The sequence below is a fragment of the Streptomyces sp. TLI_171 genome, assembly GCF_003610255.1.
Taxonomy (GTDB): Bacteria; Actinomycetota; Actinomycetes; order Streptomycetales; family Streptomycetaceae; genus Kitasatospora.
Window position 1 is genome coordinate 6,782,638 of the sequence record NZ_RAPS01000001.1, and the last position, 21,303, is coordinate 6,803,940.

Consider the following 21,303-nt stretch of genomic DNA (forward strand, 5'->3'; position numbering starts at 1 on the left):
AGGCACCCCTATTCGATCACCGGCATGTCAGCGGCATGCCGGCGTCATCGTCCGTTCACCGGGCGGGGGCCCCGCGCGGCCGGCTCACTCGCCCTCGAGGTCGCCCTCCGTCTCCAGGAACACCTGGCGCAGCTCGTCCAGCAGCGCCGCGTCCGGCTCCGCCCACATGCCGCGCTCGGCCGCCTCCAGCAGGCGCTCCGCGATGCCGTGCAGCGCCCACGGGTTGGCCTCGGCGAAGAACTCCCGGTTCACCGGGTTGAGGACGTACTCCTGGGTCAGCTTCTCGTACATCCAGTCCGCGACCACGCCGGTGGTGGCGTCGTAGCCGAACAGGTAGTCGACGGTCGCGGCCATCTCGAAGGCGCCCTTGTAGCCGTGCCGGCGCATCGCCTCCAGCCAGCGCGGGTTGACCACCCGGGCGCGGAAGACCCGGGCCGCCTCCTCGGTGAGGGTGCGGGTGCGGACCGTCTCGGGGCGGGTCGAGTCGCCGATGTACGCGGCCGGGTTCCGGCCGGTCAGGGCGCGCACGGTGGCCACCATGCCGCCGTGGTACTGGAAGTAGTCGTCGGAGTCGGCGATGTCGTGCTCGCGGGTGTCGGTGTTCTTCGCCGCCACGGTGATCCGCCGGTAGGCGGTCTCCATCTCCTCCCGGGCGGGCCGCCCGTTCAGGTCCCGGCCGTACGCGTAGCCGCCCCACACCGTGTACACCTCGGCGAGGTCCGCGTCGGTGCGCCAGTCCCGGCTGTCGATCAGCTGCAGCAGGCCGGCGCCGTAGGTGCCCGGCCGGGAGCCGAACACCCGGACGGTGGCCCGCCGTTCGTCGCCGTGCTCGGCCAGGTCGGCCTGCACGTGCGCGCGGACGAAGTTGTCCGCCGCGGGCTCCTCCTGACGGGCCGCCAGCCGCACCGCGTCGTCCAGCAGCGCCACCACGTGCGGGAACGCGTCCCGGAAGAAGCCGGAGATGCGCAGCGTCACGTCGATCCGGGGGCGGCCGAGTTCCTCGAGGGAGATCGGCTCCAGGCCGGTGACCCGGCGCGAGGCGTCGTCCCAGACCGGCCGCACGCCCAGCAGGGCCAGCGCCTCGGCGATGTCGTCGCCCGCGGTGCGCATCGCGCTGGTGCCCCACAGCGACAGGCCGACCGAGGGCGGGAACTCGCCGTCGTTGTCGGCCCGGTAGCGCTCGACCAGGGAGGCGGCGAGGGCCTGGCCGGTCTCCCAGGCGAGGCGGCTCGGCACCGCCTTCGGGTCCACCGAGTAGAAGTTGCGGCCGGTCGGCAGCACGTTGACCAGGCCGCGCAGCGGCGAACCGGACGGGCCGGCCGGTACGAAGCCGCCCCGCAGGGCGTGCAGCACCGCGTCCAACTCGTCGGTGGTGGAGGCCAGCCGGGGCACCACCTGGGCGGCGGCGAAGGTCAGCACCTCGGCGACCGCGGTGGGCAGGCCGGCCGCGACCTTCTCCACCGCGGCCGGGTTCCAGTCCTCGGCCTCCATCGCCTCCACCAGCGCGCGGGCCTGCGCCTCGGCGGCGTCGGTGGCGCCCAGCGACAGCGCCGCCTCGTCCAGGCCGAGCGCCTCGCGCAGGCCCGGCAGCGCGCTGACGCCGCCCCAGATCTGCCGCGCCCGCAGGATGGCGAGCACGATGTTGACCCGGTCGGCGCCCGCCGGGGCCTGGCCGAGCACGTGCAGGCCGTCGCGGATCTGCGCGTCCTTGATCTCGCACAGCCAGCCGTCGACGTGCAGCAGGAAGTCGTCGAAGCCGTCGTCCTCCGGCCGCTCGTCCAGCCCCAGGTCGTGGTCGAGCTTGGCGGCCTGGATCAGCGTCCAGATCTGCGCGCGGATCGCCGGCAGCTTCGCCGGGTCCATCGCCGCGATGTTGGAGTGCTCGTCCAGCAGCTGCTCCAGGCGCGCGATGTCGCCGTAGGAGTCGGCGCGCGCCATCGGCGGCACCAGGTGGTCGACCAGCGTGGCGTGCGCCCGGCGCTTGGCCTGGGTGCCCTCGCCCGGGTCGTTCACCAGGAACGGGTACACCAGCGGCAGGTCGCCCAGCACGGCGTCCGGACCGCACTCCGCCGACAGCGCCGCGGTCTTGCCCGGCAGCCACTCCAGGTTGCCGTGCTTGCCCAGGTGCACCACCGCGTGCGCGCCGAAGCCGCCGTCCTGCCGGTCCGCCGAGATCCACCGGTACGCCGCCAGGTAGTGGTGGCTGGGCGGCAGGTCGGGGTCGTGGTAGATCGCCACCGGGTTCTCGCCGAACCCGCGCGGCGGCTGGATCAGGACCAGGAGGTTGCCGGAGCGGATCGCGGCCAGCACGATGTCGCCGTCCGGGTTGTGCGAACGGTCCACGTACAGCTCACCCGGCGCCGGGCCCCAGTGCTGCTCCACCCGCTCGCGCAGCGCCGCCGGCAGCGTCGCGTACCAGCGGCGGTAGTCGGCCGCCGGGATGCGCACCGGGTTGCGGGACAGCTGGTCCTCCGTCAGCCACGCCTGGTCGTAGCCGCCCGCCTCGATCAGCGCGTGGATCAGCGCGTCGCCCTCGTGGCCGCCGTCGGTGTCGGTGTGCAGGCCCGGCAGGCTGTCGCCCAGGTCCATGCCTTCCGCGCGCAGCCGCTCCAGCAGCCGGATCGCCGAGGCGGGGGTGTCCAGGCCGACCGCGTTGCCGACCCGGGCGTGCTTGGTCGGGTACGCGGACAGCACCAGCGCGAGCCGGCGCTCGGCCGCCGGGGTGTGCCGCAGCAGGGCGTGCCGGACCGCGATGCCCGCGACCCGGGCCGCCCGCTCCGGATCCGCCGCGTACACGGTGAGCCCGTCCTCGTCGACCTCCTTGAAGGAGAACGGGACGGTGATCAGCCGGCCGTCGAACTCCGGCACCGCGATCTGCGTCGCGGTGTCCAGCGGAGACAGGCCGTCGTCGCTGCCCTCCCACTGCTCCCGCGACCAGGTCAGGCACAGCGCCTGCATGATCGGCCGGTCCAGCGCCGCCAACGCGCCCGCGTCCCACGCCTCTTCGTCGCCGCCGGCCTGCGCGTCGGCCGGGCGGGTGCCGCCCGCCGCGAGGACGGTGGTCACGATCACGTCGGCCGCGCCGAGCTCCGCCAGCAGTTCGGGCTCGGCGCCGCGCAGCGAGGCGCAGAAGTACGCCCGGGCCTGCGCGCCCCGGTCCTCGATCGCCCGGCAGAGCGTCTCCACGAACGCGGTGTTCCCGCTCATGTGGTGCGCCCGGTAGTACAGCACCGCGACGGTCGGGCCGCCGTCGGTGCGCGCGGTGCGCTCCAGCGGCCCCCAGGCGGGCGCGGAGGCGGGCGGAGCGAAGCCGTGGCCGGTCAGCAGCACCGTGTCGGACAGGAAGGCGCCCAGCTCGGCCAGGTTCGCCGGGCCGCCGTGCGCCAGGTACGCGTGCGCCTCCGCGGCGATGCCCGCCGGCACCGTCGACAGCTCCATCAGCTGCGCGTCCGGCGCCTGTTCACCCGTCAGCACCACCACCGGGCGCGGCCCGGCGAGCAGCGCGTCCAGGCCCTCCTGCCAGGCCCGGCGGCCGCCCAGCAGGCGCACCACCACCAGCTCGACGCCCGCCAGCAGCTCCGGCAGCTCCTCGGGCGACAGGCGGGCCGGGTTCCCCAGCCGGAACGGCACCGGGCCGTCCGCCGCGCGGGCGCTCAGCAGGTCGGTGTCGGACGTCGACAGCAGCAGGATCATGCGGAAGCCCTCCCGGGCGTCTCGGACGGCTCGGGCGGGCGCCCGGAGCGAGCGGGCGGGCAACGGTGCAGCGCGGCACGGGAGATGCGGAACGGCCCGGCGGACACGGGGCCCTCGGGCGCCCGACGGGACGCGGGCATGCGGCGGCGCATGGAACGGACCTTCCTCGGGGTCCTCGCCCCGGGCAGTGGAGGACGGCCGGAGTTCCTGGCTCCCGCGGCTCACTGAGCCGCGGTCACAGTGGCGGGACCGCACCGGATTCGCACCGGACTTCCTCCGCTGTGCCGTCGCTGGCAGTGGACACCCCGCAGGGCGCCCGCCAGCATCGTACGGGGTGATCGGCCACCGGGGGAGTGTGACCTGCGACGCTGACCGAAACCCGATCGTCCCCGCCCGGTGACCCGTCCTGAACTGGGCAATCGTCGACCGGGCCGGGCCGGGGTGTGACGCAACAGGCGGTAGCGGCCCGGTGCCCGATGGGTATGCTCGCCGCCATGCCACCCACACCCGACGCCCCTGCGGCACCCTCCGTCGGGCCCGACCGAGGCCGCGCCGACGCCTGCCCCGGCGCGCTCCGCCTGCACCTTGCCGAGGACGGCCACCTGGCCCGACTCCGGCTGCCCGGTGGCTACTTGACGTACCGTCAACTTCTTGCGACGGCAGACGCGGCGGACGCCCTCGGCGACGGCGAGCTGGAGATCACCTCGCGCGGCAACCTCCAGCTGCGCGGCCTCGCCGACAGCTGCGCCGGCGAGCTCGCCGAACGGCTGCGCGCCGTCGGCCTGTTGCCCTCCGACACCCATGAGCGGATCCGCAACGTGGTCGCCTCGCCGCTGGCCGGCCTGGACGGGCGCGGCGGCGGGGGAGGCGAAGTTCCCGATTGGGTGGGCGAGTTGGACCACGCCCTGTGCGCGGCCCCGTGGGCGGCCGGACTGTCCGGCAAGTTCCTGTTCGCGCTCGACGACGGCCGCGGCGACGTCGCTGCGCTCAACGCCGATGTGACCTTGGTCGCAGTCGGCGGCGGCCGGGCCCTGCTGCGGCTCGGCCGCGCCCGGCGCGGCACTCCCGTCGACGCGCCCGTCTCCGCCGCGCTCGACGCCGCCCGCCAGTTCCTGGAACTGGCCGGCGGCCGGGCCTGGCACCTGCGCGAGGTCCAGGACGAACTGCCCGAGGGCGACACGCCGCTGCCGCCGTTCCCCGGGGAGCGGCCCGTCCTCGGCGCGATCGGCCCGGCCGGGCAGGGTCCCGGTCGGGGTGGCAGCACGGCCGGTCAGGGCGCCGGCCCGGGGGGTGTGTCGGTCGGCCTGCGGTTCGGCCGGGCGAGCAGCGCGCAGTGGCGGCTGCTGGCGCAGGCCCTCGGCGAGGACCCCGCGGCAGCGGTGCGGCTGACGCCCTGGCGGGGCGTCGTGGTGCCCGGCGCGGGCGCCGACCGGGTGCCGCAGCTGGCCGCGGCCGGGTTCCGGGTGGAGTCCGGCGGCCCCTGGGATGGCGTCACCGCCTGCACCGGACTGCCCGGCTGCGGAAAAGCGCTGGCCGACGTCCGTGCCCAGGCGACCCGCGCGGTCACCACCGCGCCCGCCGCGGGCCTGCCCGTGCACTGGTCGGGCTGCGAGCGCCGGTGCGGACACCCCGCCGGCCGCTGGGTGGACGTCCTGGCCACCGCGACCGGACACCGCGTCACGGTGGACGGCGTCACCCGCGAGACAACCGAGAACGAGACCGCCGAGGCAGTGGCCGAGGCGCGCGAAGCCGACCGGCGGAGGACCGAATGATCGAGTACGAGAAGGACGGCGCGGCCATCTACCGCCAGTCCTTCGCCACCATCCGCGCCGAGGCGGACCTGGCCGGCCTGCCCGCCGACGTGGCCCGGGTCGCCGTCCGGATGATCCACGCCTGCGGCATGACCGACCTGGTCGACGACCTGCTCTGGTCACCGAACGCGGTCGCCGACGCCCGCCGCGCCCTGCACGCCGGCGCGCCGATCCTGTGCGACGTCAACATGGTCGCCAGCGGCGTGACCCGCAAGCGGCTGCCCGCCGACAACGAGGTGATCTGCACCCTCACCGACCCGGCCGTCCCCGAACTCGCCCGCAGGATGGGCAACACCCGCAGCGCCGCCGCGATGGAGCTCTGGCTGCCCCGGCTGGAAGGCGCCGTGGTCGCCGTCGGCAACGCCCCCACCTCGCTGTTCCGGCTGCTGGAGCTGATCGAGGCCGGCGCGCCGCGCCCCGCCGCCGTGATCGGCGTCCCCGTCGGCTTCATCGGCGCCGCCGAGTCCAAGCAGGCCCTGGCCGAACACCCGTCCGGACTGGAGCACTTGGTGGTCCGGGGCCGCCGGGGCGGCAGCGCGATGGCCGCTGCCGCGATCAACGCGATTGCGAGCGAAGAGGAATGACGGACACCCAGGACCTTTCGACCGCGGGCGGCTCCGAGGACCGCTCGGACCGCTCGGACGGCACCGGCCGCACCGGCCGCACCGGCCGCACCGGCCGGCTGTACGGCGTCGGCGTCGGGCCGGGCGACCCGTCGCTGGTGACGGTGCGGGCCGCCGAGCTGATCGGCAAGGCCGACGTGGTCGCCTACCACTGCGCCCGGCACGGCCGCTCGCACGCCCGGGCGATCGCCGAGCGCTACCTGACCGGCGGTCAGATAGAAGAGCGGCTGATGTACCCGGTCACCGTGGAGACCACCGACCACCCCGGCGGCTACCGCGGCGCCCTCGACGACTTCTACCAGGAGGCGTCCGAACGGCTCGCCGCGCACCTCGACGCCGGCCGCGACGTGGTCGTGCTCGCCGAGGGCGACCCGCTGTTCTACGGCTCCTACCAGCACATGCACAAGCGCCTCGCGCACCGCTACCCCACCGAGGTGGTGCCGGGCGTCACCTCGATCAGCGCCGCCGCCGCCCGCCTCGGCGCCCCGCTGGTGGAGGCCGAGGAAGTCCTGACGATCATTCCGGGCACCCTGCCGGAGGAGGAGTTGACGGCCCGCCTGGCCTCCACCGACTCCGCCGTCGTCATGAAGCTCGGCCGGACCTTCCCCGCCGTGCGCCGCGCCCTGGAGCGCACCGGCCGCCTCGACGAGGCCCGGTACGTGGAACGCGCCACCATGGACGGCGAGCGCACCGGCGCCCTCGCCGGGATCGACCCGGAGAGCGTGCCCTACTTCTCCGTCGCCGTGCTGCCCAGCCGGGTCGCCGCACTGGACTCCGCCGGGCAGCCCTTCGGTGCTCCGGCCGGACCGGACGGCGAACCGGACGGGCCCGGCGAGGTGGTGGTGGTCGGCACCGGACCGGCCGGCCCGCTGTGGCTGACCCCCGAGGCACGCGGCGCGCTCGCCGGCGCCACCGACCTGGTCGGCTACACCACCTACCTGGACCGGGTGCCGGTCCGGCCCGGGCAGCTCCGGCACGGCTCCGACAACAAGGTGGAGGGCGTCCGCGCCGAGTTCGCCCTGGAGCTGGCGCGCCGCGGCCGCCGGGTCGCGGTGGTCTCCTCCGGCGACCCGGGCGTGTTCGCGATGGCCACCGCCGTGCTGGAGGCCGCCTGCGAGGACCCCTACCGGGACGTCCCCGTGCGGGTGCTGCCCGGCATGACCGCCGCGCACGCCGCAGCCTCCCGGGCCGGTGCGCCGCTCGGGCACGACTACGCGGTGATATCGCTCTCCGACCGGCTCAAGCCCTGGGAGGTGATCGCCCGTCGGCTGCGCGCGGCGGCCGAGGCCGACCTGGTCCTCGCGCTGTACAACCCGGGCTCCAAGTCGCGTACCACGCAGGTCGGTTCGGCCCGGGACCTGCTGCTGGAGTACCGCGACCCGGCGACGCCGGTGGTGCTGGCGCGCGACGTCGGCGGCCCGACCGAGCGGGTCCGCACGGTGCGGCTCGGCGCGCTGGACCCGGCCGAGGTCGACATGCGCACCCTGCTGCTGATCGGCTCCACCCAGACCCGCTGGGTGCGGCGCGGCGGCGACGAAGAGGTGGTGTGGACGCCGCGCCGCTACCCCGAGGAGTAGCCGACGGACCGTCAGGTGCTCAGCGCGCGCAGCCAGTCGACCGCCCCGGCGAGGTCCGGTGCGGTGCGGACGCCCTCCGGGGCCGACGGGCGCTGGACGACGACGACCGGCAGGCCGAGCTCGCGGGCGGCGGTCAGCTTGGGCGCGGTGGCGGCGCTGCCGCTGTCCTTGGTGACCAGCACCTCGATGCGGTGCGCGCGCAGCAGTTCGCGTTCGCCGTCCAGGGTGAACGGGCCGCGCTCCAGCAGGACTTCGGTCACGGCGGGCATCGGCGGCACCGGAGCCTCGACCGAACGGGCCAGGAACCAGAGGCTGTTCAGGTGGGCGAAGGCGGCGATGCCCTGGCGTCCGGTGGTGAGGAACACCCGGGCGCCGAGGGCGGGCAGCGCGTCCGCGGCGGCGGCCAGGGTCGGCACCGGGTGCCAGCGGTCGCCGTCGGCGGCCTGCCAGCTGGGGCGGCGCAGCGCCAGCAGCGGGGTGCCGGTGTCGGCGGCGGCGATCGCCGCGTTGCGGCTGATGGTCTCGGCGAACGGGTGGGTGGCGTCCAGCAGGGCGTCCACCCGGTGGGTGCGCAGCCAGCCGGCGAGGCCGCTCGGGCCGCCGAACCCGCCGACCCTGATCTCCCCCGCGGGCAGCCGGGGCTGGGCGACCCGCCCCGCCAGCGAGCTGGTCACCCGCAGCGCCGGGTCGCCCGCCAGCAGGTCGGCCAGCCGGCGGGCCTCGCTGGTGCCGCCGAGGATCAGGACGTGCATGCGGGCTCCCGGGGCCGGGTGGGACGGTTGCGGACCGGTCCACCCTAACCGGGCACCCGGTGGCCCCGGCCAGGGAGCGGCGGCGGGCGGACGGGCAGGATCGTGGAACGGCCGCCGAACAGCGGCGGACGAGTCGGCGGACGAGTCGTCGGAAGGGTCGTCGGAAGTGTCGTGGGGAGAGGAGCGAGGGTGAGCGGCGGGCGCGCGGGGCAGTTGCGCAGCAGTGGATTGCGGCCGGGGTGGACGACGGGGGCGTGCGCGACGGCGGCCACCAAGGCGGCCTACACGGCGCTGCTCGGCGGGGCCTTCCCGGATCCGGTGGAGATCGCCTTGCCGCGCGGCGAGCGGCCCGCGTTCGCGCTGGCGGTCGAGGAGTTGGGGCCGGGCCGGGCGACGGCCGGGGTGGTGAAGGACGCCGGGGACGACCCCGACGTGACGCACGGCGCGCTGGTGCGGGCCACGGTGCGGGCGGGCGCGCCCGGCAGCGGCGTGGTGTTCCGGGCGGGTCCCGGAGTGGGCACCGTCACCAAGCCGGGCCTGCCGCTGCCGGTCGGGGAGCCCGCCGTCAACCCGGTGCCCCGGCAGCTGATGCGGGCGGCGATCGCGGAGGTGGCGCGGGAGTTCGGGGCGTCCGGCGACGTGGAGGTGGAGCTGTCGGTGGACGGCGGCGAGGAGTTGGCCCGCCGGACCTGGAACCCGCGGCTGGGCATCCTCGGCGGCCTGTCGATCCTCGGCACCACCGGCATCGTCGTCCCGTACTCCTGCTCGGCGTGGATCGACTCGATCCGCCGCGGCATCGACGTGGCCCGCGCCGCCGGGCACACCCATGTCGCGGGCGCGACCGGGTCGACGTCGGAGAGGGTCGCCGTCGCCGAGTACGGGCTGCCGGAGGACGCGCTGCTCGACATGGGCGACTTCGCGGGAGCCGTCCTCAAGTACCTGCGCAGACACCCGATCGCGCGGCTCACCGTCTGCGGCGGCTTCGCCAAGCTGTCCAAGCTCGCGGCCGGGCACCTCGACCTGCACTCGGGCCGCTCGCAGGTCGACAAGCCGTTCCTCGCCGGACTGGCCCGTGGAGCGGGCGCCGACGAGGAGCTGGCCCGGCGGGTCGAGGGCGCCAACACCGCGCTGGAAGCAGTGCAGTCGTGCGCGGCGGCGGGCGTCCCGCTCGGCGACGCGGTGGCCGAGCGGGCCCGGGCCGCCGCGCTGGAGGTGCTGCGCGGCGCGCCCGTCGCGGTCGACGTGATCTGCATCGACCGCGCGGGCACGATCGTCGGGCGAGCCGCGCCGGCCGGCCCCTGACGGGCAGACCGGCGCGGGAGCCGACGACCCGTCAGGACGGATCCACCGACCCGCGTCGCGGCGGAAGCGGCGGACGCAGCCGCCCGGTGAACCGCGGGTGACGAGGCGTCGGGCGTCTTTCGAACTCGCGGTCGGCCGGGGCGGCGCGGTGCGGCGGGCACGCCGGCGCCCCCGGCCGGGAGGGTCGGCCGGGGGCTGCGCGGGGCGGGATCAGTCGGTGACCACGGCCTGGGCGTCGATCTCCACCAGCATCGGCTCCTGGGGGAGTTCGACGAAGACGGTGGTCCGGCACGGCTTCACGCCGCCGGGCCGGACGTTCTCCTCGATGAACTGGGCGTAGACCTCGTTCATCAGCGGGAAGTCCGCGCGCTTGGTCAGGTAGACGCGGAACATCACCACGTCCTCGATCGTGGCGCCGCCCGCCTCGACGATCGCCTTGACGTTCTCCAGGGTGCGGCGGGTCTGCGCCTTCACGTCGCCGTGGTACAGGTACTCGCCGGTGGCCGGGTCCTGCGGGCCCTGGCCGGAGACCTGCAGGATCGGGCCCTTGCGGACGCCCTGGGAGAACATCCAGGCCGGGGCCGGGGCGCCGTCGGTGCGGATCTCGGTCTTGTCGCTCATGTGCGGTGCTCCAAAAAAGTGACGGTACGTCAGGACGGAAGGCCGCGCACGGGCAGGCCCGCGTCGGCGGAGATCGCCCGGGTGCAGGCGAGCAGCTGGGGGAGCAGTTCGAGGACCTGCTCGTAGCGCAGGACGACGTCCGGCACCGATATCGACGCGGCGGCCACCACCCGGCCGGAGGCGTCCCGGATCGGCGCGGCCACGCAGTTGATGAACGCCTCGTGCTCGGCGTGGTCCTGCGCCCAGCCCTGCGCGGCGACCTGCTCCAGCTCGGCGAGCAGGGCCTGCGGGCTGGTGATGGTGTTCGGGGTGTGCACGGTGAACTCGACGGTGTCCACCACCCGGCGGCGCTCCGTGGGCGGCAGGTCGGCCAGCAGCACCTTGGCGACCGCCGTGTTGTGCAGCGCCGCGCGCAGCCCGATCCGCGAGTACATCCGCACCGGGTGCCGCGAGTCGTACTTGTCGATGTAGACCACCTCGCCGCCCTCGTACGCGGCCAGGTGCACGGTCTGGCCGGTCGACGCGTTCAGTTCGGCGAGGTGCGGGGCCGCGGTGCGGCGGATGCCGCGCTGCTCCAGGGCGAGGCTGGACAGCGCGAACAGCCCGGCGCCGAGGTGGTAGCGGTACTGGCCGTCGCGGTAGACGAACCGCTCCTCCTCCAGGCTCTGCAGCAGCCGCAGCACGGTGGTCTTGTGCACGCCGATCAGGTCGGCCAGCTGGTCGAGGGAGCGTTCGCCCTCGCCGAGTTCGGCGAGCAGGCGCAGGGCGCGGGTGACGGTCTGGCTCATGGGTGTCCCGAGGATCGGTCGAGGGTGTCGGGGGCCCCGGCGGTGCGGAGCGGCAGGGCCGGGGAGTCGGGGCCGGCGGCGGTGCGGCGCGCGAGGGCGGGGGAGTCGATGCCGTCCGCGGTGACCAGGGTGGCGGCCCAGTCGCGCTCGTCGGCGGCGAGCAGTGCGGCGACCGTGCGGGCGTCCGGGAGCGCGGCGTGGTCGGTGTGCGCGGTGAGCGCACCGGCTGCGGCGAGGTGGCCCAGGCGCAGCCGGGAGCGCTGGTCGAGGCCGCGCAGGGTCCCGGCGAGGTAGCCGGCCGCGAAGGCGTCGCCCGCGCCGGTGGGCTCCACCACCTCGACCCGCAGGGCCGGCTCGGTGACCGAACCGCCGCGGCGGTCGAGCGCGGTGACGAGGTGTCCGGAGTCCTTGACCACCACCGTGGCCGGAGCGGGAAAGCGCTTTCGGATCGCCTGCGGGTCGCCGGTGCCGAACGCGTCCTCGGCCTCGTCGGCGCCCAGCAGCAGCACGTCGGCGGCGTCCAGCAGCGGGGGCAGCACGGACGGGTCGCGCCGTCGCCACAGCGCGGGACGCCAGTTGAGGTCGAAGGAGACCAGCCGGCCCGGGCGGCGGGCGGCCAGCAGGGCGCGGACCAGCGCCAGGCAGTCGTCGGACAGGGCGGGTGTGATGCCGGTCAGGTGCAGCAGCGGGGCGCGCTCCAGCAGCGCGGCCGCGGCGGGGTCGGCGAGCAGTGCGGGGGAGAGCGCGGAGGCGGCGGAGCCGGACCGGTAGTAGTGCAGGCGGGAGCGGCCGGCGCCGAGGTCGTGCGGCAGCGCGGAGCCGCCGGTCTCCTTCAGGTAGACGCCGGTCGGGCGGTCCGGGTCCACGGCGACCGCCGACACGTCGACGCCCGCGGCGGCCAGGTCCCCGGTCAGCCGGCGGCCGAACCCGTCCGCGCCGACCCGGCTGATCCACGCCGCCGGTACGCCGAGCCCGGCGAGCGCCGCCGCGACGTTGGACTCGGCGCCGCCCACCGAGGGGCGGAACACGCCGACGGCCTCGAACGGCCCGGGCCGGTCCGGCAGCAGCGCCGCCATCGACTCGCCCAGGCACACCGCCCGGGCGGCGGCCGCCCCGCCGTCCTGATCCGCCATCAAAACCGCTCCCTCGCCCTCGGGCTCGTGCCCCCGCCCCCGCCGCGACGGCCCGCGCGGCCGGGTCTCGGCGGTGAGTCCCGGTGCTGCGTGCCTGGTGGGGGCGGTGGACGGGCCGCGTCGCGGTCCGTTGACCGCCGTCCGGCGTGAATGCTAGAACCGTAACACCAACATGCGCAATACAGGTTGCGTATGTTGCAACTTCCCAGCTCGCGGGTGGGCAGGGGGCGAACGGAGGCACGGCGATGGACGGCACGGCAGGTCGAGACGGAGCGAACCAGCAGCACGACGGGCCGCCGCAGGGCGCCCGGCCGCAGTGGTTCGCGGACCCGGCGCAGGGCCCCGGCATCGACACCGCCGCCGTCGCCGCCCTCGCCGAGGAACGGCTCGACTTCCGGTTCAAGGCGATCCCCGCCGAGGCCCACGGCCGCACCGTCCGCGACTGGCTCGCCGACGGCCCCACCCTGGACGGCCTCGGCACCCCGCTGCTCACCCTCGACGCCGCCGCCCTCGACCACAACCTGCGCACCATGGCCGCCTGGTGCGAGCAGGCGGGCGTGCTGCTCGCCCCGCACGGCAAGACCACCATGGCCCCCGCCCTCTGGCAGGCCCAACTCGCCGCCGGCGCCCACGCCATCACGCTCGCCAACCTGCCGCAGCTGCGCGTCGCCCGCGCCTTCGGCGTCCGGCGCCTGCTGCTCGCCAACACCCTGCTCGACCCCGCCGGCCTGGCCTGGCTGTCCGCCGAACTCGACCGCGACCCCGGGTTCGCCTTCACCTCCTGGGTCGACTCCGCCGACAGCGTCCGGCAGATGGACGCCGCGCTGCGCGCCGCCGGGGCGCAGCGCCCCGTCGAGGTGCTGGTCGAACTCGGCGGTCCCGGCGGCCGCACCGGCGCCCGCGGCGTCCCCGCCGCGCTGGAGGTCGCCGCCGCCGTCCACGCCGCCCCCACCCTGCGGCTGGCCGGCGTCGGCGGCTACGAGGGCGCCCTCGCCCACGACGCGGGCGACGCCGCCCTCGCCACCGTCCGCGGCTACCTCGCCGACCTCGCCGACCTGCACCGCCGCCTCGCCGCCGACCACCCCACCGCCACCCCGGTGGTCACCGCCGGCGGCAGCGCCTACTTCGACACCGTCGCCGAGGAGTTGGCCCCGCTCGCCGAGCAGGTCCCCGGCACCCGCGTCATCGTCCGGGCCGGCGCCTACCTCGCCCACGACGACGGCTTCTACCGCGGCATCTCCCCGCTGGCCCGCGCCGCCGCCGCCACCCCGCTGCGCTCCGCCATGCACGGCTGGGCCCGGGTCGTCTCCCACCCCGAACCCCAACTCTCGCTGCTGGACGCCGGAAAGCGCGACCTGCCGTTCGACGAGGGCCTGCCCGAGCCGCAACTCGTCCGCGGCGGGGGCCCGTTGAACGGCGCCGCGGTGACCGCCCTGAACGACCAGCACGCCTTCCTGCGGGAGGCCGGCGCCGCCGCCCCCGTCGGCGCCGTGCTGCGCCTCGGCCTGTCCCACCCCTGCACCGCCTTCGACAAGTGGAGCCTGATCCCGGTCCTCGACCACGCCGACGCCGAACACCCGCGCGTCGTCGACCTGGTGCGGACGTACTTCTGATGGCCGACCTGCTGCTGCGCGCCGCCACCGTCGTCGACGGCACCGGAGCGGACCGCTACCGCGCCGACGTCACCGTCACCGACGGCCGGATCGTCGACATCGGCCGCCATCTGACGGGCCGTCACGTCATTGATGCCGACGGCCTGGTGCTCGCCCCCGGTTTCATCGACATGCACGCCCACTCGGACCTTCGCCTGCTCGTCGAGCCCGAGCACCCGTCCCGGATCACCCAGGGCGTCACCCTGGAGGTCCTCGGCCAGGACGGCCTGTCCTACGCCCCCGTCGACGACACCACGCTCGGCGCGCTGCGCCGCCAACTCGCCGGCTGGAACGGCGACCCCGAGGGCTTCGACTGGGACTGGCGCACCGTCGGCGAGTACCTCGACCGGCTGGACCGGGGCAGCGGCGTCAACGCCTGCTACCTCGTCCCGCACGGCTCGGTCCGGATGCTCGCCATGGGCTGGGACGACCGCCGCCCCACCCCCGCCGAGCTCGACCTGATGCGGGCCCTGGTGGACCGATCGCTGGCCGAGGGCGCGGTCGGCCTGTCCACCGGCCTGACGTACACGCCCGGCATGTACGCCGACACCGCCGAACTGATCGCCCTGTGCGAGCTGGTCGCGGCCCGCGGCGGATTCCACGCCCCGCACCAACGCTCCTACGGCGCGGGCGCGTTGGAAGGCTACGCGGAGATGGTGGAGATCTCCCGGCGCTCCGGCTGCCCGCTGCACCTCACCCACGCCACGATGAACTTCGGCGTCAACGAAGGCCGCGCCGGACAGTTCCTGGCCCTGGTCGACGCCGCCCTCGCCGACGGGCTCGACATCACCCTCGACAGCTACCCCTACCTGCCCGGCTCCACCACCCTGGCCGCCCTGCTGCCCAGCTGGTCCACCGAGGGCGGCCCCGAGGCGACCCTCACCCGGCTCGCCGACCCCGCGGCCCGGGAACGGATCCGCGCCGACGTCGAGGAGCACGGCAGCGACGGCTGCCACGGCGTGGTCACCGACTGGGACACCATCCAGATCTCCGGCGTCCGCCACCCCGACCTCGCCCCCGCGGTCGGCCGCAGGATCTCCGAACTCGCCGCCGAACAGGGACGAACCGGCACCGAGGTGTTCTTCGACCTGCTGCGCGCCGACCGGTTGGGCACCACCATCCTGCAGCACGTCGGCCACGAGGAGAACGTCCGCGCCATCATGCGGCACCCCGCGCACACCGCCGGCAGCGACGGCCTGCTGGTCGGCGCCCGCCCGCACCCCCGCGCCTGGGGCACCTTCCCGCGCTACCTCGGCCACTACGGACGCGAGTTGGGCGTCCTGTCGCTGGAACAGGCGGTCGCCCGGATGACCGGCCGACCCGCCCGCCGCCTCGGCCTCGACCGGCGCGGCCTGGTCCGCCCCGGCCACCACGCCGACCTGGTGCTGTTCGACCCGGCCGCCGTCCGCGACACCGCCACGTTCGAGCAGCCCCGGCTGCCCGCCGAAGGCATCGCGCACGTCCTGGTCAACGGCGTCGCCGCGCTGGTCGACGGCCGACCCACCGGCGAGCTCGGCGGGCGGGCACTGCGTCGCGACGCCGACCGCCAGGTGCGGGCCCGCGGCTGACCACGAACGCCACCGGGCAGCGCCGCCCGGCCGAAACAACCCGAGCACGTCGAACAGGAGTGGGCAGGATGAGCACGGAAACGACGGACCTGCGGGCGGCGCTGGCCGCACAGCCGGTGATCGCGGTGGTACGGGCACCCGTGATCCCCGACCCGGTCGCGCTCTGCGAGGCCCTCGCCGCGGGCGGCATCGCCTGGACCGAACTCACCTTCACCACACCGGACGTGACCCGCCACCTGGCGCGCGCAGCGCAGGCCGGCTGCCGGATCGGCGTCGGCACCGTCCGCACCGCCGACCAGGCCCGCGCGGGCATCGAAGCCGGCGCCGGCTTCCTGGTCACCCCCGGGCTGCGCCCCGCCGTCGCGGAGACCGCCCGCGCGGCCGGAGTCCCGGTGGTGATGGGCGCGTTGACGCCCAGCGAGGTCGCCGACGCGGTCGACCTGGGCGCCGCCGCGGTGAAGATCTTCCCCGCGAAGGCCTTCGGCCCCGGCTACTTCAAGGATCTTCGTGGCCCCTACCCGGACGTCCCGCTGGTGGCCTCCGGCGGCGTCAACGCGGGCAATGCCAAGGACTTCCTCGACCACGGCGCGCTCGCCGTCTGCGCCGGCACCGACGTCGTCCCGCCGCAGGCCGTCGCCGACGGCGACTGGGCCGACATCACCCGCCGCGCCGAGCAGTTCGTCGCCTCGCTGGGATGACACCGGGCCGGGCCGAACCCGGCCCGGCCCGGCGGGTCAGCGGCTGCGGGTGGTCGAGTACAGGTGGCTGTCGCGGAACTCGGTCGCGGCCAGGGTGCGGCCGACGATGATCACCGCGGTGCGCAGCACCCCCGCCGCGTTCACCTGGACGGCGATGTCGCCGAGCGTGCCGCGCAGCACCAGCTCGTCCGGGCGGCTGGCCATCGCCACCACCGCGGCCGGGCAGTCCGGGCCGTAGTGCGGCAGCAGCTCCTCCACCACGCTGTCCACGTACCGGGCCGCCAGGTGCAGCACCAGCAGCGCACCGCTCTTCCCGAGGACCGCCAGCTCCTCGCCGGGCGGCATCGGGGTCGCCTGCCGGGCCACCCGGGTCAGGATCACCGTCTGGCCGACGGTGGGCACCGTCAACTCCCGCTTCAGCGCCGCCGCGGCGGCGGCGAACGCCGGAACGCCCGGAACCACCTCGTACGGGATCTCCGCGGCGTCCAGGCGGCGCATCTGCTCCGCCATCGCGGAGAACACCGACGGGTCGCCCGAGTGCAGCCGCGCCACGTCCTGGCCCGCCCGGTGCGCGCTGACGATCTCGGCCAGGATCTGGTCCAGGTCCAGGTTCGCGGTGTCCACCAGGCGCGCGTCCGGCGGGCAGTCCGCCAGCAGCTCCGGCGGCACCAGGCTGCCCGCGTACAGGCACACCCCGCAGCGCGCCAGGGTGCGCTGGCCGCGCACCGTGATCAGATCTGCGGCGCCCGGACCGGCACCGATGAAATAGACCGTCACTTCGCTCCTCCGACAGGGACTTCCACGCTCTCCGCGGCACCGGACCCGCCGGCGCCCTTCAGCACGCTCCACTGGGTCACCGGCATCGCCTGCCGCCACCCCGTGAACCCGCCCACCGGCACCGCGTGCGCGACGGACAGCTTCACCAACTCGCCGCCGTGCCGCCGGTACCACTGCGTCAACAGGGCCTCCGACTCCAGCGTCACCGTGTTCGCCACCAGCCGGCCGCCCGGCGCCAGCGCCGCCCAGCACGCCTCCAGCACGCCCGGCACCGTCAACCCGCCGCCGACGAACACCGCGTCCGGGCGCTCCAGCCCGGCCAGCGCGTCCGGCGCCGCACCCTGCACCACTCGCAGCCGCGGCACCCCCAGGGCGGCCGCGTTGCGGACGATCCGCTCCACCCGCACCGGGTCGCGCTCCACGCTGACCGCGCGGCAACTGCGGTGCGCCCGCAGCCACTCGATGCCGATCGAGCCCGAACCGCCACCCACGTCCCACAGCAGCTCGCCCGGCCCCGGGCCGAGCGCCGCCAGGGTCGCCGCCCGAATGTGACGCTTGGTCAACTGGCCGTCGGACTCGAAGAGTTCGTCCCGCAGGCCGGGCACCAGCTGCTGCCGCGGCGCGTCCGGACCGGCCTCGCACTCCACCGCCACCACGTTCAGCGGATCGCCCGCCGCCAACGACCAGCCGTCCGCCACGCCCTCGCGCACCGCCTCCGCCGGGCCACCCAGCTGCTCCAACACCCGTACCCGGCTCGGCCCGTAGCCGCGCCCCACCAACAGCCGCGCCACCAGCGCGGGCGTCGACGCGTCCGCGCTCAGCACCAGCACCCGGCGGCCCGGGTACAGCGCCGCGTGCAACGCCTCCGGAGCCCGGCCCACCAGCGTCACCACCTCGGTCTCCTCCACCGGCCAGCCGAGGCGGGCACATGCCAGCGACACCGAGGACGGGTGCGGCAGCACCCGCAGCGAGTCCGCCGGCACGCCGCACTCCCGCAGCGTCCGGCCGATCCCGTAGAACATCGGATCGCCACTGGCCAGCACGGCCAGCCGACTACCCGCGAACCGCTCCAGCAACCCCGGCACCGCCGGTCGCAACGGCGAGGGCCACACCACCCGCTGCGCCGTCACCTCCGGCGGCAGCAGCGCCAACTGACGCGCCCCGCCGAGCACCGCCTCCGCCGCGCCCAGCGCCTCCCGCGCCGCGCCCGACAGGCCCGGCCAGCCGTCCGCCCCCACCCCGACCACGGCGATCGCTGACATGCGGACACTCCGGACGACTCGGGGACGGGGCAGCCGCAGCCTACCCGCAGCGGACCGTCGTACCCCCCACGAGCTGCGGAGATCCGCCGTGCGACATTGGCCACACCGGGACGGTGGCGGCGACCGGCCGGCACGGCGGCGCGGACGGGCGCATCCGCGGCGGCCCGGACCGCGAGGTCAGTCGAGGCCCTCGGCGGCGCGCCGCAGCGCGTCCGTGGCGCGGGACAGCAGGGCGCGGAGCAGCTCGGCCTCGGCGGGCGTGAACTCGGCGCGCAGCGCCTGTTCGACGGCGGTGGCCCGGCCGTCCGCGAGGTCGAGGGCGGCCCGGCCGCGGTCGGTCAGGCGGGTCTCCAGCACGTTGCGGTGCCAGCGGTGCGGGGCCCGTTCGACCAGGCCGCGCTCGGTGAGCAGCTTGAGCAGCACCGCCATCGCCTGCGGGGTGACCTGGCAGGACCGGGCCAGCGCGGCGCCGCTGATGCCCGCGTTCTCGGCGAGCACGTACAGGGCCGCGTACTGCGGCACGGTCAGTCCGGCGGGCTCGACCGCTGCGCGCTTGGCGGCCAGCAGTTCCTGGTCGGCGCGGTGCAGGTCGACGCCGAGGCGGTCGCTGGCGGGCATTCCCATGCCGCGATGCTACAAGTCGCTGCCGGGCATCAACAGCGTTGACAGTCATCAATGTATTGATGATGATCGGTGTGCTGGTGCGGTGGTTCGCGCAGCGGCTGTTCGCCCCCGTCGATTTGTCGATCCATCAACCGAAGGGCTGCCATGGCCGACCTCTCGTTCCTCGCCGCCCCCGGCCTCGCGGCCGGGTTCGCCGCCGAGACCCGCCCGCGCGCCCACGCCGCCGGGGTCGACGTGTACGAGTACGACCGGGTCACCGCCGCGCTCGACACCCTGCTGCAGTGGCCCGAGGCCTGCCGCGCGGCAGCGCTGCGGCACCGGGCCGCCGCCGAACACGCCGCCGCACGCGGTCGCGCCCGCACCGCCGGGGCGGCGCACCGGCTGGCCGCCCGCTGGTTCCACCTGGCCGGCCTGGTGCCCGACCCGGACCGCGACCGGGCGGCCGCCGTCGCCGCCGAGGCGGACCGGTCGATGGGGGAGTCGCTGGCCCTGCTCGAACCCGCGGCACGACGGCTGTCCGGGCCCGGGTTCGCGGGCTGGCTGCGCCTGCCCGGGACCGGCGAACCGGCAGCGGGCGCGGCGGCGGGACCGGCAGCGGAGGAGGGCACGGGGAAGCGTTTTCCCGTTGTCCTGGTGATCCCCGGCATGGACTCCGGGAAGGAGGAGTTCCACGCCGTGGCCGACGCCCTGCTGGCCCGCGGTGTCGCCGTGGCGGCGATCGACGGGCCCGGCCAGGGGGTGCTGGCCGGTACGAGCGTGCTCGGGGCGGACCACCGGCTCGCCGTCGGCCGGGCCCTGGACGTCCTGGCCGCCGACCCCTTTCGCGGCCTGGCCCTGGATCCGGACCGGATTGCGGTGATCGGCCTGAGCCTGGGCGGGTACCTCGCCGCCTCGGCCGCCGCCCACGACCCGCGGATCCGGGCGGCGGCGCTGGTCAGCGGCCCCTGCCGGCTGGATGGGGACGCCCTGGTCCCGTTCGTCACCGCGACCCTCGCCCAGCGCTGCGGCGGCCCCGCCGCCGCCCGCGCCTTCGCCGACACCCTCGACCTGGCCGCGCTCGCACCCCGCCTCCCCGAGGCCCTGCTGCTGGTCGAGGGCGGACAGGACCGCATCCCGGGTGTCACCCCCGCCGCCGCCCTGACCGCGGACCTCCCGCACGCCGAGCTGCTGCACGTCCCCCACGGCAACCACCTGCTCGGCAACGCCCTGCCCGACTGGCTCCCGGCCACGGCCGACTGGCTGGCCGCCGCCGTGTCGGTGAACGCCTCGGTGGGTGGGTCCCCGGCCGGCTGACGGGCGGTCAGCCCGGCGGAAAACCCGGTGCTGACCGGGGGGACGGCTGGCAGGCTGCTCGGCGTGATCGATTCGACCCCGTACGACGAGCAACGCGCCGAGTACTCCCGGGAAGCGCTGGCCCGGCTGGTGGTGTCCGACCGGGCCCGCACCTTGTCGGACGCCGCGGGCGCCATGGTGCAGACCCAGTACGACGAGTTCGAAGGGCCCGGAGGCAAGGTCAGCGAGGCCGCCCAACTGATCGAACAGGCCCGTGAGTTGCTGGCCGCCGCAGTCGTCCACGAGCGGGAGCGGGGCAGCAGCTGGGGTGAGATCGCCCAGTACCTCGGGGTGGACGCCGACACGGCGGAGCTGCGGCACGCCGACGCGGTCACCGGCTGGCGGACGGCCTTCGAGGTGCCGTACCGGCTCGACGGGACCGGCCGCAAGCGCATCCCGCAGCTGCCCGCGGCGGCGTACGACCCGCAGTGGGCGTTGCGGAGCCTGGACGCCTGGGTCGCGCGCCACACCGGCTATCAGCACCGGCACGCCGTGAGCGAGGGCCTGGAGCGGCGGACCGGTCGCCTGCGGGAGGATCGGCGCAATGACTGAGGATCCGATGCTTCCCCTGCTGTTCCTGGACGTCGACGGTCCGCTGATCCCGTTCGGCGGCGATGCCGCACAGCACCGCGTTCATCTGACGGAGCGTCGGATCCGGGAGGTGATCCGCGAGGCCAACCCGCTGCTGACCCGGCTCGACCCGGCGAACGGTCCGCGGATCGCCGCACTGCCCGCCCGCCCGGTGTGGGCGACCACCTGGATGGACGAAGCCAACGCGTGCGTGGCGCCGCTGCTCGGCCTGCCGGACCTGCCGGTGCTCGACGAACCGGACGGGGACACCGGGCCGGACGGGTGCCCGTTGCCGCCGCAACTGCACTGGAAGACAGCGGCGTTGGTCGGCTACGCGGCGGGACGGCCGTTCGCCTGGGTCGACGACGAGATCGGCGCGGCCGACCGGGCATGGGTGGCGGCGCACCACCCCGGCCCGGCACTGCTGCACCGGGTCGACCCCCGGGTCGGCCTGACGGAGGACGACTTCGCCGTCCTGGACGCCTGGTTGCGCTCCGTCGGGTGAGACGCGGCGGGGCAC

General features: G+C 75.7%; 18 protein-coding genes and 1 riboswitch. Of the genes, 10 read left to right on the forward strand and 8 right to left on the reverse strand.

Features of this window, described 5'->3' with window-relative positions:
- Positions 1 to 84: 84 nt before the first annotated feature.
- On the reverse strand, positions 85 to 3,693 hold the full coding sequence (gene cobN, locus BX266_RS30195) for a cobaltochelatase subunit CobN (RefSeq protein WP_099904951.1): 3,609 nt from the start codon (positions 3,691 to 3,693) through the stop codon (positions 85 to 87).
- Between the two features lie 201 nt (positions 3,694 to 3,894).
- Positions 3,895 to 3,970, reverse strand: a riboswitch (cobalamin riboswitch).
- A gap of 217 nt (positions 3,971 to 4,187) precedes the next feature.
- On the opposite strand from cobN, the gene BX266_RS30200 reads away from it, so the two are divergent.
- From BX266_RS30200 to BX266_RS30210, 3 genes are read left to right on the forward strand one after another with little or no spacing between them, the layout of a single operon-like run.
- On the forward strand, positions 4,188 to 5,465 hold the full coding sequence (locus BX266_RS30200; RefSeq protein ID WP_259464924.1) for a hypothetical protein: 1,278 nt from the start codon (positions 4,188 to 4,190) through the stop codon (positions 5,463 to 5,465).
- Positions 5,462 to 6,088, forward strand: coding sequence for a precorrin-8X methylmutase (locus BX266_RS30205; RefSeq protein ID WP_099904955.1), 627 nt, complete (start codon positions 5,462 to 5,464; stop codon positions 6,086 to 6,088). The genes BX266_RS30200 and BX266_RS30205 overlap by 4 nt, the downstream gene beginning before the upstream one ends.
- The gene (locus BX266_RS30210; RefSeq protein WP_259464925.1) at positions 6,085 to 7,704 is read left to right on the forward strand and encodes a precorrin-2 C(20)-methyltransferase; all 1,620 of its coding nucleotides are present in this window, start codon (positions 6,085 to 6,087) and stop codon (positions 7,702 to 7,704) included. Before BX266_RS30205 ends, BX266_RS30210 begins: the two co-directional genes overlap by 4 nt.
- A gap of 11 nt (positions 7,705 to 7,715) precedes the next feature.
- On the opposite strand, the gene BX266_RS30215 is transcribed toward BX266_RS30210, so the two are convergent.
- Positions 7,716 to 8,456: a cobalt-precorrin-6A reductase gene (locus BX266_RS30215; protein ID WP_099904957.1), complete on the reverse strand. Its 741-nt coding sequence runs from the start codon at positions 8,454 to 8,456 to the stop codon at positions 7,716 to 7,718.
- 189 nt (positions 8,457 to 8,645) lie between these two features.
- Here BX266_RS30215 and BX266_RS30220 point away from each other — a divergent pair, with 189 nt between their 5' ends.
- Positions 8,646 to 9,758, forward strand: a complete 1,113-nt coding sequence (locus tag BX266_RS30220; protein WP_099904959.1) for a cobalt-precorrin-5B (C(1))-methyltransferase — start codon at positions 8,646 to 8,648, stop codon at positions 9,756 to 9,758.
- 210 nt (positions 9,759 to 9,968) lie between these two features.
- On the opposite strand, the gene BX266_RS30225 is transcribed toward BX266_RS30220, so the two are convergent.
- The 3 genes from BX266_RS30225 to BX266_RS30235 are packed head-to-tail and all read right to left on the reverse strand — an operon-like array spanning position 9,969 to position 12,300.
- On the reverse strand, positions 9,969 to 10,379 hold the full coding sequence (locus tag BX266_RS30225; protein WP_099904961.1) for a RidA family protein: 411 nt from the start codon (positions 10,377 to 10,379) through the stop codon (positions 9,969 to 9,971).
- A gap of 29 nt (positions 10,380 to 10,408) precedes the next feature.
- Positions 10,409 to 11,167: an IclR family transcriptional regulator gene (locus tag BX266_RS30230; protein WP_099904963.1), complete on the reverse strand. Its 759-nt coding sequence runs from the start codon at positions 11,165 to 11,167 to the stop codon at positions 10,409 to 10,411.
- A complete protein-coding gene (locus tag BX266_RS30235) occupies positions 11,164 to 12,300 on the reverse strand; it encodes a sugar kinase (protein WP_259464926.1) in 1,137 nt (378 codons plus the stop codon). The genes BX266_RS30230 and BX266_RS30235 overlap by 4 nt, the downstream gene beginning before the upstream one ends.
- Before the next feature lie 245 nt (positions 12,301 to 12,545).
- On the opposite strand from BX266_RS30235, the gene BX266_RS30240 reads away from it, so the two are divergent.
- The 3 genes from BX266_RS30240 to BX266_RS30250 all read left to right on the forward strand — a co-directional run bounded on the left by BX266_RS30240 (position 12,546) and on the right by BX266_RS30250 (position 16,218).
- Positions 12,546 to 13,913 carry an alanine racemase gene (locus BX266_RS30240; protein WP_099904965.1) on the forward strand — a complete coding sequence of 456 codons (1,368 nt, stop codon included), beginning with the start codon at positions 12,546 to 12,548 and terminating at the stop codon, positions 13,911 to 13,913.
- Positions 13,913 to 15,520: an amidohydrolase family protein gene (locus tag BX266_RS30245; RefSeq protein WP_099904967.1), complete on the forward strand. Its 1,608-nt coding sequence runs from the start codon at positions 13,913 to 13,915 to the stop codon at positions 15,518 to 15,520. The genes BX266_RS30240 and BX266_RS30245 overlap by 1 nt, the downstream gene beginning before the upstream one ends.
- A gap of 68 nt (positions 15,521 to 15,588) precedes the next feature.
- Positions 15,589 to 16,218 carry a bifunctional 4-hydroxy-2-oxoglutarate aldolase/2-dehydro-3-deoxy-phosphogluconate aldolase gene (locus tag BX266_RS30250; RefSeq protein WP_099904969.1) on the forward strand — a complete coding sequence of 210 codons (630 nt, stop codon included), beginning with the start codon at positions 15,589 to 15,591 and terminating at the stop codon, positions 16,216 to 16,218.
- A 36-nt stretch (positions 16,219 to 16,254) separates the two neighbouring features.
- Here BX266_RS30250 and cobM read toward each other — a convergent pair whose 3' ends face one another.
- The 3 genes from cobM to BX266_RS30265 form a co-directional block, all read right to left on the reverse strand.
- Positions 16,255 to 16,995, reverse strand: coding sequence for a precorrin-4 C(11)-methyltransferase (gene cobM / locus BX266_RS30255; protein WP_099904971.1), 741 nt, complete (start codon positions 16,993 to 16,995; stop codon positions 16,255 to 16,257).
- A complete protein-coding gene (cbiE, locus tag BX266_RS30260) occupies positions 16,992 to 18,257 on the reverse strand; it encodes a precorrin-6y C5,15-methyltransferase (decarboxylating) subunit CbiE (RefSeq protein WP_099904973.1) in 1,266 nt (421 codons plus the stop codon). The genes cobM and cbiE overlap by 4 nt, the downstream gene beginning before the upstream one ends.
- A 177-nt stretch (positions 18,258 to 18,434) precedes the next feature.
- Positions 18,435 to 18,881, reverse strand: a complete 447-nt coding sequence (locus BX266_RS30265; protein ID WP_259464927.1) for a MarR family winged helix-turn-helix transcriptional regulator — start codon at positions 18,879 to 18,881, stop codon at positions 18,435 to 18,437.
- Between the two features lie 144 nt (positions 18,882 to 19,025).
- On the opposite strand from BX266_RS30265, the gene BX266_RS30270 reads away from it, so the two are divergent.
- From BX266_RS30270 to BX266_RS30280, 3 genes are all read left to right on the forward strand, one after another.
- Positions 19,026 to 20,174: a S9 family peptidase gene (locus BX266_RS30270; RefSeq protein WP_099904977.1), complete on the forward strand. Its 1,149-nt coding sequence runs from the start codon at positions 19,026 to 19,028 to the stop codon at positions 20,172 to 20,174.
- 63 nt (positions 20,175 to 20,237) lie between these two features.
- On the forward strand, positions 20,238 to 20,765 hold the full coding sequence (locus BX266_RS30275; RefSeq protein WP_143687032.1) for a hypothetical protein: 528 nt from the start codon (positions 20,238 to 20,240) through the stop codon (positions 20,763 to 20,765).
- Complete coding sequence (locus BX266_RS30280; RefSeq protein WP_099904981.1) at positions 20,758 to 21,288, forward strand: hypothetical protein; 531 nt, start codon at positions 20,758 to 20,760, stop codon at positions 21,286 to 21,288. Before BX266_RS30275 ends, BX266_RS30280 begins: the two co-directional genes overlap by 8 nt.
- Positions 21,289 to 21,303 lie beyond the last annotated feature (15 nt).